This window comes from Devosia sp., assembly GCF_040509215.1.
Lineage (GTDB): Bacteria > Pseudomonadota > Alphaproteobacteria > Rhizobiales > Devosiaceae > Devosia.
Genome location: NZ_JBEVLL010000175.1, coordinates 1 through 13,330, shown reverse-complemented (window position 1 = coordinate 13,330; position 13,330 = coordinate 1). Strand labels below are relative to the sequence as shown.

Annotated in this window: 12 protein-coding genes; 11 read left to right on the top strand and 1 reads right to left on the bottom strand. The window is 62.1% G+C overall.

What is annotated here, in order from left to right; genetic code table 11:
* Nucleotides 1-82: 82 nt before the first annotated feature.
* Nucleotides 83-943 carry an alpha/beta fold hydrolase gene (locus ABW043_RS09725; protein WP_353921011.1) on the top strand — a complete coding sequence of 287 codons (861 nt, stop codon included), beginning with the start codon at nt 83-85 and terminating at the stop codon, nt 941-943.
* A 67-nt stretch (nt 944-1,010) separates the two neighbouring features.
* Complete coding sequence (locus ABW043_RS09720; RefSeq protein ID WP_353921010.1) at nt 1,011-1,280, top strand: hypothetical protein; 270 nt, start codon at nt 1,011-1,013, stop codon at nt 1,278-1,280.
* A 70-nt stretch (nt 1,281-1,350) separates the two neighbouring features.
* Here ABW043_RS09720 and ABW043_RS09715 read toward each other — a convergent pair whose 3' ends face one another.
* A complete protein-coding gene (locus ABW043_RS09715; RefSeq protein WP_353921012.1) occupies nt 1,351-1,923 on the bottom strand; it encodes a GcrA family cell cycle regulator in 573 nt (190 codons plus the stop codon).
* Nucleotides 1,924-2,289: 366 nt separating this feature from the next.
* On the opposite strand from ABW043_RS09715, the gene ABW043_RS09710 reads away from it, so the two are divergent.
* The 9 genes from ABW043_RS09710 to ABW043_RS09670 all read left to right on the top strand — a co-directional run.
* Nucleotides 2,290-3,489 (top strand): aspartate aminotransferase family protein, encoded by a 1,200-nt coding sequence (locus ABW043_RS09710; RefSeq protein WP_353921009.1) that lies wholly within the window; start codon nt 2,290-2,292, stop codon nt 3,487-3,489.
* Between the two features lie 130 nt (nt 3,490-3,619).
* Nucleotides 3,620-4,552, top strand: coding sequence for an ornithine carbamoyltransferase (gene argF, locus ABW043_RS09705; protein ID WP_353921008.1), 933 nt, complete (start codon nt 3,620-3,622; stop codon nt 4,550-4,552).
* 166 nt (nt 4,553-4,718) lie between these two features.
* Nucleotides 4,719-5,711, top strand: coding sequence for an Hsp33 family molecular chaperone (locus ABW043_RS09700; RefSeq protein WP_353921007.1), 993 nt, complete (start codon nt 4,719-4,721; stop codon nt 5,709-5,711).
* A gap of 107 nt (nt 5,712-5,818) precedes the next feature.
* Nucleotides 5,819-6,535, top strand: coding sequence for an autoinducer binding domain-containing protein (locus tag ABW043_RS09695; RefSeq protein ID WP_353921006.1), 717 nt, complete (start codon nt 5,819-5,821; stop codon nt 6,533-6,535).
* Between the two features lie 344 nt (nt 6,536-6,879).
* Nucleotides 6,880-7,524, top strand: a complete 645-nt coding sequence (locus ABW043_RS09690) for an acyl-homoserine-lactone synthase (protein ID WP_353921005.1) — start codon at nt 6,880-6,882, stop codon at nt 7,522-7,524.
* 10 nt (nt 7,525-7,534) lie between these two features.
* Nucleotides 7,535-9,355 (top strand): glycosyltransferase family 2 protein, encoded by a 1,821-nt coding sequence (locus ABW043_RS09685; RefSeq protein WP_353921004.1) that lies wholly within the window; start codon nt 7,535-7,537, stop codon nt 9,353-9,355.
* 42 nt (nt 9,356-9,397) lie between these two features.
* Nucleotides 9,398-9,904: a DUF2937 family protein gene (locus ABW043_RS09680; RefSeq protein ID WP_353921003.1), complete on the top strand. Its 507-nt coding sequence runs from the start codon at nt 9,398-9,400 to the stop codon at nt 9,902-9,904.
* Nucleotides 9,905-9,992: 88 nt separating this feature from the next.
* The gene (ahcY, locus tag ABW043_RS09675) at nt 9,993-11,396 is read left to right on the top strand and encodes an adenosylhomocysteinase (protein ID WP_353921002.1); all 1,404 of its coding nucleotides are present in this window, start codon (nt 9,993-9,995) and stop codon (nt 11,394-11,396) included.
* 97 nt (nt 11,397-11,493) lie between these two features.
* The coding region (locus ABW043_RS09670; RefSeq protein WP_353921001.1) for a methyl-accepting chemotaxis protein at nt 11,494-13,330 on the top strand (1,837 nt) is incomplete at its 3' end.

Sequence of the window (13,330 nt, the reverse complement as noted above, 5' to 3'; positions counted from 1 at the left end):
TTGGAGCAGGCCCGCGGGCATCGCCCGGCTGCAACTCGTTGCCCCAGGCAGCGTTGGGAATCGACCCGACAAGGAGAGTTCCATGCAGCCTGTTTCCCCGCAGACGCTACGGCTTGCCGGCGGCACCGAGCTCGCTTTCGTCACGGCCGGCAACCCTGCGGCACCGGCCCTCCTGTTGCTGCACGGCTTTCCCAGTTCGTCCCGGACCTTTCGGGATGTCATTCCCGAGCTTGCCGGGATTGCGCATGTGATTGCGCCCGACCTGCCCGGATTTGGCGCCTCCGAGCCTTTGCTCGATACCTCGTTTCACGGCATGGCCGAGGCAGTCGCCGAACTGCTGGCGCATCTCGCCATCGGTCCGCGCTATATCTACCTCCATGATTTCGGGGCGCCGGTGGGGTTGGAAATCGCCATGGCGGAGCCCGAAAAAGTGCTCGGCCTGATCGTGCAGAACGCCAATGCGCACCGCTCCGGTCAGGGGCCGGGCTGGGCCGATACGCAGAAATTCTGGGCCGAACCGACGCCGGAAAATGAGGCCAGGGCAACCCGGCACCTGACCCATGAGGGAACGCGCGACCAATATGTCGGCGGCGTGCCCGACGACGTCGCGGCACGGATATCCCCCGCCAGTTGGGATGAGGATTGGCGGGTGATGCAGATGCCCTGTCGCATGGCGGCGCAGCGGGCCCTCGTTCGCGATTACGGCCGGTACACCAAGAAATTCGACGCCATAAATGACTATCTCGCCGCCTCGCAGCCGCGCGCCCTGATGCTTTGGGGACGGCACGATGCCTTCTTCGAGATCGACGAGGTGCTCGACTGGATGAAGGCCTTGCCGCGCATGGAAGGCCATATTCTCGATGGCGGACATTTCCTGCTCGAAACCCATGCCCGAGAGGTTGCGGCCCTCATGGCTGGCTTTCTTCTCGACAAGAAGAACTGAAATCGTCTCGCAACCACCCGCACCTCAGCACGTTTGGCACTCATCTGGCGTTGTTGCGGAGGACGAAATGGCATTCTTTCAAAAGGCGGAGCAGATCGGCTGGGAGCAACTGACGCTGCCCGAACACATCCTGATGATGTCCATGACGGTCGAGCCGCAAAGACAGGTTGAGTGGCTGATCCAGCGCGCACTCTGCTTTCACGGGCTGGCGGAGATTACCCCAAGGGGCCTCAGGCTCACCTATCTCGGGCGCCGTACGATTGCCGAAAGACACGGCCTGCCGGTGGTGGTGGGGGTAGACCCGGCGCAGCAGGACCTGGCTTCCAACGCCATCTAGCTCACGGATACAGTCGAACAAAAAAGGGCGCCACACAGGCGCCCTTTTGTTTTTCAAAGCTGCCGAAAACTCAGCGCTTCTTCTTGTCCAGCTGGTGATAGGCCCGGCGCGAGTGGAAATCGCAATAGGGGCCGGTCTCGAGGCTATGCTGGCCGCAGAAATAAAAATCTTTGCTGAGCGGATCGCCGATCGGCCACTTGCAGGTGTGCTCGTTGAGCTGAAGCAGGCTCAGGCGCTTGTCTTCGGGGATGAAGAGCTCCTGGCTCGCCGGAGCGACATAGAGTTCCGTGTCCATCTGCGGCGACATGGCAAGGGCGGTAGCGCCCATGACCTGCGGACGCTGCATGACCTGCGGGCGCGGCTTGGCAGCGGCGGCCATCGTGCTGACACCGGCAGAAATGCTGGGGCCGGAAGGACGGCGCGGCGCCTGGCGCGGGGCAGGGCGAGCGCGCGGGGTGGTGTTGGTGGGCTTGGCGCGGGCCGAAAGCTTGAGGCGGTGCACCTTGCCGATAACGGCATTGCGGGTGACGCCTTCGCCCAGTTCGCCGGCGATCTGGCTGGCGCTCAGGCCTTCCATCCAAAGCTTCTTGAGAAGCTCGACACGCTCGTCGGTCCAACCATTGGGTTGCGCTCCGGTAACCATCGTCAACTTAGAATCCTCTCTCATGCCGCCAAAGTGGCCTGGCAGCCTTTTTCGACTCTACAGCTCGTATGCTGAGTGGGTCCGCCACACGATATCTCGTGTTACCCAACGAGTTAGACACTACGACATCGTAGGAATCGGGATCAAGAGTCGGGGGCATTTTCCCCCCAAAAATCAGTGGTTAATTTTACGCTAACAATCATTGAGTCAAATCAGGCACTTGGCCCGGAGAGCGTTGACTTAACGGGTAAAAACCGCCTATTTCTTCGCACCAAACGCGCTGCCCCAGAGCAGCGTTTTTGATTTGTGTGGCAGGTTTGCCACGCTTTTTGATCCCACCTCCCGAACCTGAAAGGGAAGATATCCATGTCTGCGCTCTATGCCACTTACGCCCGTTCCGAAGTTTCGTTCGAGCGCGGCGAAGGCATGCGCCTTTTCGATCAGCATGGACGAGAATATCTCGACTTTCACTCGGGCGTGGCGGTGAATGCGCTCGGCCATGGCGACGCCCATCTCGTGAGCGCGCTCAAGGCTGCCGCCGACAAGGTCTGGCACACGGCCAATACCTTTACTATTCCCGAGCAGGAACGGCTTGGGCAGCGGCTGGTGGATGCCACTTTCGCCGACGCCGTCTTCTTTACCAATTCGGGCGCCGAGGCCATCGAATGCGCCATCAAGACGGCGCGTCACTATTTCTGGGCCAAGGGCCAGCCGGAACGCTTTGAAGTCATCGCCTTCTCCGGCTCCTTCCATGGCCGTACGCTCGGCACCATCGCGGCCGGCGGCAATCCCGACTATCTCGAAGGCTTTGGGCCCCCGGCTCCCGGCTTCAAGCATGCCAAGCCCGGCGATCTCGACAGCGTCAAGGCGCTGGTGAGCCCCCAGACCTGCGCCATCCTCATCGAGCCCGTGCAGGGCGAGGGCGGGGTGACCGCCATGTCGAGCGAATTCATGCAGGGCCTGCGCAAGCTTTGCGACGACAATGACATGCTGCTCATTCTCGACGAAGTGCAGTGCGGCTTCGGCCGTACCGGGCGCTTCTTTGCTTACGAGTGGAGTGGCATCACGCCCGATATCGTGGCGGTGGCAAAGGCCATCGGCGGCGGCTTTCCGCTCGGCGCGTGCCTTGCCAAGGGCGATGTCGCGGCCTCGATGGTGCCCGGCACGCATGGCTCGACCTATGGCGGCAATCCGCTGGCGACGGCCGTCGGCAATGCCGTGCTCGACCGCATCCTCGCGCCCGGCTTCATCGACAATGTCAACGCCATGGGCCAGCGCCTTTCCTGGCACTTGCAGCAGTTGGCGCAGAAGTATCCCGACTATGTGCTGGAACTGCGCGGCAAGGGCCTGCTCTCGGGCATCAAGCTCTCGACGCCGGTGCGCGACATGGTCACGCGCCTGCGTGACGATCATCAGTTCCTCTGCATCGGGGCAGGCGACAATGTGCTGCGCCTGCTGCCGCCGCTGATCGTTTCCGAGGCCGATATCGAACTCGCCATGGCAAAAATCTCGGCGGCCTTCGACGCCATCGAGGCGGAAGCGGCTGCGGCGCCGACTGCGAGCTGATCGTCATGTTGACGTTTTATCATTTTGGGCGTCGCCGACGCGGTTTGTTCCCTCCGCCTAACTAGGGCAGAGTGCAAACCCGCGGCTGCGGCCGTCTCAATTTCATAAGCGTCACAAAGGAACCCGGCCCATGTCTTCGACCGGTACCCCCAGGCATTTTCTTTCCATCGACGATCTTTCCTACGCCGAATTGCGCGGCATGCTCAACCAGGCGGGTGCGCTAAAGGCCCGCCTCAAGGACGGCGACCGGCCCCAGCTCCTCAAGGACAAGGTGCTGGCCATGATCTTCGAACGCCAGTCCACCCGCACCCGCGTCTCCTTCGACGTCGGTATGCGCCAGCTTGGCGGCGAGACCATCATGCTGTCCGGCCAGGAAATGCAGCTTTCGCGCGAAGAAACCCTGGCCGATACGGCCAAGGTGATGAGCCGCTATGTCGATGCCATCATGATCCGCATTCTGTCCCATGCCGATCTGCTCGAACTCTCCGAGGCTGCGACCGTGCCGGTCATCAACGGCCTGACGCGCCGCGCGCATCCGTGCCAGATCATGGCTGACCTCATGACCTTCGAAGAGCACCGCGGCGACATTCGCGGCGCCAAGATCGCCTGGGTGGGCGACAGCAACAATGTGCTGCACTCCTGGGTCAACGCGGCAGAGTTGTTCGAATGCGAGCTGACCATTGCCGTGCCGGACGAATACAGCCCGGAAAAGGACCTGATGCAGGACATCACCCGGGCCGGCAAGTTCGCAAAGCTGATCGAAGACCCTCGCGAAGCCGTCGAAGGCGCCGATCTCGTCATCACCGACACCTGGGTGTCCATGGGTGACGTCGACGCCGCCGAGCGCCGCCGGGTCTTGAAACCCTATCAGGTGAATACCAATTTGATGGGCTTGGCGAACAAAGACGCCCTGTTCATGCACTGCCTGCCCGCCCATCGCGGCGACGAGGTGACCGACGAAGTGATCGATGGTCCCCAGTCGGTAGTGTTCGACGAGGCCGAAAATCGCCTCCACGCCCAGAAAGCCATTTTGTGCTGGGCCTTCGGGGTTGAAACGAACTAGGCGCGGTTTCGCGCCGCCGTTCCTTTACTCAAGAGCATCATCCCCGCGAGAGCGGGGATTTCCGCTTTCGCGGACATGATGGCTTTGCAGGATTGGAGAGTGGCGCGTTTTGCTCCCGGGGCGTAGCCTCAAGCGAAAGCCAGACCGAATGACCACGGAACAGACCATGACTGACAGCTTCCTTTCCGCCATGGGCCTTGATCGCCCCGAGACCGGCGATGATGCCGTGGTGCCCTTCACCCTCGAAAAGCTCGATACCCGCGGCCGCATCCTGCATCTGGGCGCGGCGCTCGACGCTATCCTGTCGCGCCACAACTATCCCGCCCCGGTTGCCCGCCTTCTCGGGGAAGCCGTGGTGCTGACCGCGCTGATCGGGTCGTCGCTGAAATTTCAGGGCAAGCTGATCCTCCAGACCCAGACCGATGGTCCGGTCAATCTGATCGTCGTCGATTTTGACGCGCCCGATGGCATGCGCGGCTATGCCCGCTTCGACCATGACATGGTGCTCAAGGCCGCCGAGGAAGGGCGCACCAGCCCCGCTGAAATGCTCGGCAAGGGCCACCTTGCCATGACCATCGACCAGGGCTCCCACACCGAGCGCTACCAGGGCATCGTGGCGCTCGACGGCAACAGCCTCGAGGACGTCGCCCATACCTATTTCCTGCAGTCCGAGCAGATCCCGACCCAGGTGCGCCTCGCAGTGGCGCAGATGTCGGTCAAGGGTGACCATCGTCCGCGCTGGCGCGCTGGCGGCATGCTGATTCAGCATCTGCCCGAAGGCGGCCAGGTGCGGATGGCGGATCTGCCGGGCGACGGCAATTTCGACAATCTCGATCCCGATTTCAAGGAAGCCGACGGCTGGGCCGAAGCGCGCTCCATGCTGGCGACCGTTGCCGATGTGGAATTGGCCGATCCCGAAGTCTCGCCCGAACGGCTGCTGTTCCGGCTCTACCACGAGACCGGCGTTCGGGTGTTCCCGCCGCTGCCGCTCGAAGAGCGTTGCACCTGCTCGGCCGACCGGATCGAGGAAATGCTCGCCAACAATTTCTCCGATGAAGAGCGGCAGGACATGGCCGTCAATGGCGAGATCGAAGTGGTCTGCGAGTTCTGTTCTTCTGCCTATCGCTTCAACCCGCACCAGTTTCAGGTGAAGCACTAAACTTTTCAGGCGTCGGAAGAATTTTCATTCTCCGGCGCCTGCTTGCAAATTTTTCGGGTCTCGGCAAAATTGTATTCATAAGGGTCAGCAGGGGGAGCTGAATCCAGATGAATACCGATCTGATGTTGACGATCGAGGCCTTGCAGGGACAGGACAGCTCCGAAGGCGTCCACGCCACCGTCCTCGCCGCTATCCGCGATTACGGCTTCGAAAAGTTCATTGTCTCGGGCCTGCCCGATCGCGGCATGGATGTGCGGCCCTTCGTGCTGCTCTCGGGCTGGGACGACGAATGGTATCAGCGCTATACCGGTCTCGGTTACGTCCATCTCGATCCCGTGGCGCGGAACTGCTTTGCCACCACCCTGCCTTTTGATTGGTCGAGCGCTCCCTATGACCGTGTCGAGGACGTTTCGGCGCGGCGCGTCATGGACGAAGCCCGCGATTTCGGCATGGATGAAGGCCTCTGCGTTCCCGTCCATCTCGAAGGCGGCATGCAGGGCGTCGTCTCGCTGGTGGGGCGCACCGATTGGCTCGATGAAAAGCAGCGGCTCGAACTGCATATGCTGGCGCTCTACGCCCATGGCCGGCTGCGCTTTCTCAATACCATCGGCAAGCCGCCGGCCCGACGGCTGATCACGCCCCGGGAGGCCGAGGTGTTGAAGTGGGTTGCGGCGGGCAAGACCGCCTCGGAGATTGCCGATATCACCGGCATGGCCTCCCGCACCGTCAATCAGCACTGCGAAAACGCCCAAAAACGCCTCGGGACCAACAATCGCCTCCACACCGTGGTCGAAGCGCTGCGCCAGAAGCTGATCGTCCTCTAGGGACTTTCCATCCACTGGAATAGGTTTGACACGGGCTTTCCTCATCCACCTGCTGTCACCCCGGCTTTAGGCCGGGGTCCATCCTGAGATCCCAAGATGGGTCCCTGCCTTCGCCGGGATGACAATCGAGATTGGGTAGATTCCAGCGCCACGTGAAAGCGCTCTGCTTTTGCATCCCCAGCGTGCTCGCCGGAGCGCGCCTTCCACCGACTCAAACGCGAGAAAAAGCTGCGTATTTTCGCCGGAAACGGCCTCCTGCCTATTGGGAGATTTGCCGATTTTCAGCCGCGTAACCGCCGTGCCAAATGCCTTGTAACGATGCAGGCAGCTTTGGGGGCAAGGTAATGCAAGTGCATATCATCCGCGCGCCGGTCAGCGGTGAAACTCCTCAACTTCTCGAAGAGAACTACCGCCTGCGTCACAAGATTTTTGTTGATCTCCAGGGGTGGAGCGAATTGCGCCGGCCCGATGGGCGCGATGTCGATGAATTCGACAATGCGGACGCAACCCATATCCTGCTCACCGATGGCGACGAGCTGGTTGGCGGCTCGCGCATCACCCCACTCAACAGACCGAACTTGCTGCAGACTGTCTTTAACGGTCTTGTGCTTGGAAATCTCCCCGCCGACCCCTCGCTTGGGGCCGATTGGACGCGCTTTTATGTTCGTCCAGATCGACGCGAAGGCCGGCGGCGCGCACCCGAGTCTGCAGCCCTTTTCTGCGCGATGATGGAATATGCCCTAAAACAGGGCTTCACCTTCATTACCTTCGTTTCCTCTCTGTCCATGGTGGAGCACGGCACCAGCGTGGGCTGGAGGATTACCCCGCTCGGGGCACCTGTCCTGGTTGACGGCAAGGCCACTGTCGCCGCCTGGATCGAGGTTTCCGAGCAGGCCCTCTACAATGTGCGGCGGGCCACCGGGATGAGTCATACGCTCATCCCGGCCTCCGCGCTGCGACGAGGTCAGAGCGGGGTTCTGACGGCCTGACGGCAGCGCCATGCCGCGCGCGTTCAAGCTCATGCGGGCCATCGTCGGGCCAGACGGCGACGAGGCGGTGGCAAGGCGCCTCCTCGAAGAAGCGCTGCTGACCGAAATCGACCCACTTCTTCACGCCGCCTTCTCGCTCAATATCGATATTGCCACGGCGCTCGAACGCGGCGCCACGGCCTTTGGTCTGACCTTTTTCGATGTCATTCCCGGCGGTAGCAGTTCGGCAGGACCGTTGCGGATCGAGCGGCTCGCCGATGTGCATTTCGTGCGCGCCACGACGCTGGGCGAGGAAGTTGCCTATGCCGCGCCCGACTTCAACGGCCTCATGCGGCTCGGCGCGCTCTACGATACCGATCCGGCGCTGACGAGACGGCTTTGCATAGTGCCCGCCGCCGCCTTGCGCCAATACCTTGCCGCCGAGGCCGCGCCCGATCTGCTGGTAGCCGCGCGGCAAAATCTCACGCGGCATTGGCCAACCGCGACGGCCAGCCTTGAACTGACCCTCGGCGTACGGCTCGCCTTTGGCGCGCTGGTGCTCACATTGGTGGCAGCGCTCCTCGCCTTGCCCTATCTGGCGGCCGCCTGGGCCATGCCGGCCTGGGCCGCGGTAATGCTGCTGCCCGGGCTCGTGCGCCTCGCCGCCCTCTTCATGCCCAATCGCGCGACCCCGCCCGAGGCGCGGGTCGATCAGCAGGACCTGCCGCTCTATTCCGTGCTGGTGCCGCTGCGCGACGAGGCCGACATGGTCGACCAACTCTGTCGTGGCCTCCTGGCGCTCGATTATCCGGCCCATCGGCTCGACATCATCTTCGTTGTCGAACAGCGCTCCCCCAAAACGGTGGCGGCCGTGCGCCGGCATCTGGGCGATGCGCGCTTTTCGCTGGTGGAAGTACCCCATGCATTGCCGCTGACCAAGCCCAAGGCGCTCGATTTCGCGTTGCCATTCTGTCGGGGCGAGTTCGTTGTCGTCTTCGACGCGGAAGACCGGCCGGAGCCGGGGCAGCTTCGCCAGGTCGTCAATCAGTTCCGCCGGGCGCCGCATCTTCATTGCATCCAGGCGCGGCTGGTCATCGCGAACGGCGCAAAGGGCCCGCTTCCCGCCCTCTTTGCCGGCGAATATGCGGCGCTCTTTTCGGTTTTCCTGCCCGCTTTGGGGCGTTGGGGCATGGTGATGCCGCTTGGCGGTACCTCCAACCATTTTCGGCTCGCGAGCCTCCGCGCCATCGGCGGCTGGGACGCCTACAATGTCACCGAAGATGCCGATCTCGGCGTCCGGCTGGCGCGGCGGGGGCTGGGGTGTGGCACCAGCAGTTCCCTCACGTTTGAGGATGCGCCGGAATCGCTGCGCGTCTGGATCGGACAAAGACGGCGTTGGATGAAGGGCTGGATGCAGACGGTGGTCGTCCATAATCGCCATGCCGGCCAGTTGATCCGCGATCTCGGCTGGTGGCGCTTTCTCGTCTTCGAGGTCGTGGTGTTCGGCATGATCCTGTCGCCGCTTCTCCACACCGGCTTCATGCTCACCTGCCTCGTCGCGCTCCTCACCGGGCACATCGAGTTTTTGCGGCTCGATCTCTGGACGGCCAGTTGCCTATCGGTCTTTGCTCTTGGCTATGGCATCGCATTTGCCATCCATATCCTCGGGCTCATCCGCACCGGCCAGCGGCGACTGCTGATCTTCCAGCTATTGCTGCCGCTCTATTGGATAGCCATCGCCTGGGCGACGCTGCGGGCACTCATTGATTTAACCCTAAAACCGTTTGATTGGATCAAGACGGCCCATCGCCCCGTTTCTGACACGCAGACACGACAGGTTGCCGCCGAATAGCGGGTCGTGCACTGTGATGGTGCAGGAATGGAAGGGGATGCGATGCGGCGCATGCTGGCCAGTGTCGGTGGGGTCGGGCTGGCGGTGATGCTGAGCCAGTTTCCCGAATATGCGCAGCAATATACCCAGCGCCTCGGTGGGGCGGTGGATGAATTGCGGATCGTCACCACCGACTTCGACAACGCGGCCGAGGAGGCGGGGCTGGATCGCGACGGGGCGCTCGATCGCTATCAGGCCTCGAGCGATACTTTCCTTGCCGATCGCGGCGAGAGCATGGAGCGCACCTTTGTGCGCTATGATCAGTTGACCCAGACGCTGGAGAAAATCCAGGGCGCCGATCCCATCGAGAGGTTCCGGAACCTGCCGTCTTTCCTCGATACCGATATCGGCAGAAGGACGCTCGAAAACTACCAACCGGCCGTGCCCGTGACCATGGAAGGGCTCTTTTATGCCGCTGCCGGCTTCGGGCTTGGCTATCTGGTCCTGTCCGGACTCATCCGGTTCTGTTCCCTGCCATTTCGCCGTCGGCGGCTCTATTACCGTTCATAAGACATAAACATACCTTTATATCCCTGGTTGAATGCGACCGATCTCTTGCGTATAGGAAGACCACGCAAAACTCTTCCGGAGACCGAGCATGACTCGTCAGACGACCGATTACGCGGTCAGGGACATTTCGCTGGCCGAATTCGGCCGCAAGGAAATCCAGATCGCCGAGATCGAAATGCCGGGCCTGATGGCGATCCGCGAGGAATACGCCGCGGCCCAGCCGCTGCGTGGCGCCCGCATCGCCGGCTCGCTGCACATGACCATCCAGACCGCCGTGCTCATCGAGACGCTGGTCGCCCTTGGCGCCGAAGTGCGCTGGGTGTCGTGCAACATTTTCTCGACCCAGGACCATGCTGCTGCGGCCATCGCTGCCGCCGGCATCCCGGTCTTTGCCCACAAGGGTGAGACGCTCGAAGAATACTGGCAGTTCACCGATCGCATGATGGACTGGGGCAATGGCCTCACCCCCAACATGATCCTCGATGATGGCGGCGACGCCACCATGTACATCCTCAATGGCGCCAAGGCCGAGAAGGACATTTCCATTCTCGACAAGCCAGGCAATGAGGAAGAGGAAATCTTCTTCGCCACGATCAAGAAGCGCCTCGGCCAGACGCCGGGCTTCTTCTCCAAGATCAAGGACGCGATCCGCGGCGTTTCGGAAGAAACCACCACGGGCGTAATGCGCCTCTACCAGCTCCACGCCAAGGGCGAGCTGCCGTTCCCGGCCATCAACGTCAATGACTCGGTCACCAAGTCCAAGTTCGACAACAAGTACGGCACCCGTGAATCGCTGGTCGACGCCATCCGTCGCGGCACCGACGTGATGCTGGCCGGCAAGGTCGCCATCGTCTGCGGCTATGGCGATGTGGGCAAGGGCTCGGCTGAATCGCTCCGCGGCGCCGGCGCTCGCGTGCTCGTCACCGAAGTCGACCCGATCTGCGCTCTCCAGGCCGCCATGGAAGGCTTTGAGGTTGTCACCCTCGAAGAAGCCGCCCATCGCGCCGACATCGTCGTCACCGCCACGGGCAACCGTGACGTCTTGATGGTCGACGATATGCGCAACCTCAAGGACATGGCCATCGTCTGCAATATCGGCCACTTCGACAATGAAATCGACGTGCTTGGTCTGCGCAACTTCAAGTGGACCAACGTCAAGCCGCAGGTTGACCTCATCGAGCAGCCCAACGGCAAGCGCCTGATCCTTCTGTCCGAAGGTCGTCTCGTAAACCTCGGCAATGCCACGGGTCACCCCAGCTTTGTCATGTCGGCCTCGTTTGCCAACCAGACACTGGCCCAGATCGAACTGTGGACCCAGGGCGAAAAGCTCGAAAAGAAGGTGCACGTTCTGCCCAAGCACCTCGACGAAAAGGTCGCCGAACTGCACCTGGCCAAGCTTGGCGCCAAGCTGACCAAGCTGTCGAAGACCCAGGCCGACTATATCGGGGTCAGCGAAAACGGTCCGTTCAAGTCGAACGAATACCGCTACTAAGCTCCTGACACCTCTCAAAAAGCCCGCTTTTGCGGGCTTTTTATCGGTTATTTACCTTAATCGTGCAGGTTTCCCCTGACATTCAGTCGGGGGCGACATGCGCGCATTTTTTACCAATCCCTTGGCGGCCATGCGATCGAGCATCGCTGCCAAGGTGCTGATCGCCACGATCGGCATCGTTCTCGTCACCATGGCGAGCTTCGCCTTCTATCAGGACTGGCGCGATAGCCGCCGGCTCGAGCAGGATATCGAAGCCGACCTGCGCAGCGTCGCCTCCTCGACCGCGCGTTCGGTCGGCAACTGGTTCGGCGGTCGCACCCTGCTGATCGAGGCGGCCATGCAGTCGGTCGCCAAGCTCCCCGTCGGCGAGAATGTCTCGGAAACCTTCAACCGCGACACCTATATCAACAATTTCATCTCGACCTATTTCGGTCATGCCGCCACCGGCCAGTTCGACACCTTCCCGGCCAATGAACTGCCCGAAGGCTACGATCCGCGCGTGCGCCCCTGGTATCAGGACGCCGTTGCTGCCGGCAGCACGGTTCTCACCGAGCCCTATGCCGACGCCTCCTCGGGCGATCTGATCGTCTCCCTCGCCACCCCGGTTTCGGTCAATGGCCATGTGACCGGCGTTGTCGCCTCGGACTTCTCCATCGCCGCCATCGTTGCCATGCTGGCCGAGGTTGACCTGGGCGGCAAGGGCGAGATTTTCCTCGCCAGCGCCAATGGCACGATCCTCGTCCATGCCAATCCCGAGCTGGTCGGCAAGACCCTCGCCGACGCCTTTGACGGCACGGCGCCCGCACTCTCGACCGAACCCATGGTGGCCAGTGCCGCCGGAGCCGAGGTTCTGGTCAGCTTTGCCCAGATTCCGGGCCTGCCGGGCGTCGAGTGGTATGTCGGCATCGACCGCGACAAGGCCGCAGCCTTTGCGCCCCTGACCGAAGCGCGCAGCATTCTCTTCGGCGTCACCGTTCTCGTTACCCTGCTGTCGGTTCTCGTCATATGGCTGGTTCTGCGCTCGCTGGTCTCCCAGCCGATCGCGCGGCTCACCAGCGTCATGGGCAAGGTGGCCGACGGCCAGTTCGAAACCGACGTGCTCGGGGCCGAGCGCAAGGATGAGATCGGCGCCATGGCCCGGGCAGTGGAAGTGTTCCGCGAAAACGGGTTGAAGGTGGCTGAGATGACCGAGGCGGAAGCCGCCCGCATCATCCGCGATTCCGCAGCCCGGCAGCAGATGATGGTGGAACTGCAGCGCGCCTTTGGCGACGTGGTCGACGCCGCCGTCGACGGCAATTTCAGCCATCGCGTGCCCGCCCGTTTCCCCGATGCCGAACTCAATGATCTCGCCAATTCGGTCAACCGCCTCGTCGACAGCGTCGATCATGGCCTGACCGAGACTGCTTCGGTGCTGTCGGCCCTTGCCAATACCGACCTGACCCGCCGCATGAACGGTCAGCATCACGGCGCCTTCGCCAAACTGAAGACCGATATCAATGCCGTGGCCGAAAAACTCACCGACATCGTTGGCCAGTTGCGCGGCACCTCGGGCACGCTGAAAACCGCGACCGGCGAAATCCTCTCCGGCGCCAACGATCTGTCCGAACGCACCACGCGTCAGGCGGCCACCATCGAAGAGACTTCGGCCTCGATGGAGCAATTGGCGCAGACGGTCACCGAGAACGCCAAGAAAGCCGCCGATGCCAGCCAGAAGGCAGGCTTGGTGTCCCGTTCGGCCGAGGATGGTACTGTGGTGATGGGCCAGGCCAATTCGGCCATGGAGCGGATTACCCAGTCCTCCTCCAAGATCTCCAACATCATCGGCATGATCGACGACATCGCCTTCCAGACCAACCTGCTTGCCCTCAACGCTTCGGTGGAAGCAGCGCGCGCTGGCGAAGCAGGCAAGGGCTTTGCCGTGGTCGCCGTCGAAG

What these genes read in the sequence shown, in the direction of transcription:
- ABW043_RS09725 (WP_353921011.1), top strand. Translation starts at nt 83, where the DNA reads ATGCAGCCTGTTTCCCCGCAGACGCTACGGCTTGCCGGCGGCACCGAG.
- ABW043_RS09720 (WP_353921010.1), top strand. Translation starts at nt 1,011, where the DNA reads ATGGCATTCTTTCAAAAGGCGGAGCAGATCGGCTGGGAGCAACTGACG.
- ABW043_RS09715 (WP_353921012.1), bottom strand. Translation starts at nt 1,923, where the DNA reads ATGGTTACCGGAGCGCAACCCAATGGTTGGACCGACGAGCGTGTCGAG.
- ABW043_RS09710 (WP_353921009.1), top strand. Translation starts at nt 2,290, where the DNA reads ATGTCTGCGCTCTATGCCACTTACGCCCGTTCCGAAGTTTCGTTCGAG.
- argF (WP_353921008.1), top strand. Translation starts at nt 3,620, where the DNA reads ATGTCTTCGACCGGTACCCCCAGGCATTTTCTTTCCATCGACGATCTT.
- ABW043_RS09700 (WP_353921007.1), top strand. Translation starts at nt 4,719, where the DNA reads ATGACTGACAGCTTCCTTTCCGCCATGGGCCTTGATCGCCCCGAGACC.
- ABW043_RS09695 (WP_353921006.1), top strand. Translation starts at nt 5,819, where the DNA reads ATGAATACCGATCTGATGTTGACGATCGAGGCCTTGCAGGGACAGGAC.
- ABW043_RS09690 (WP_353921005.1), top strand. Translation starts at nt 6,880, where the DNA reads ATGCAAGTGCATATCATCCGCGCGCCGGTCAGCGGTGAAACTCCTCAA.
- ABW043_RS09685 (WP_353921004.1), top strand. Translation starts at nt 7,535, where the DNA reads ATGCCGCGCGCGTTCAAGCTCATGCGGGCCATCGTCGGGCCAGACGGC.
- ABW043_RS09680 (WP_353921003.1), top strand. Translation starts at nt 9,398, where the DNA reads ATGCGGCGCATGCTGGCCAGTGTCGGTGGGGTCGGGCTGGCGGTGATG.
- ahcY (WP_353921002.1), top strand. Translation starts at nt 9,993, where the DNA reads ATGACTCGTCAGACGACCGATTACGCGGTCAGGGACATTTCGCTGGCC.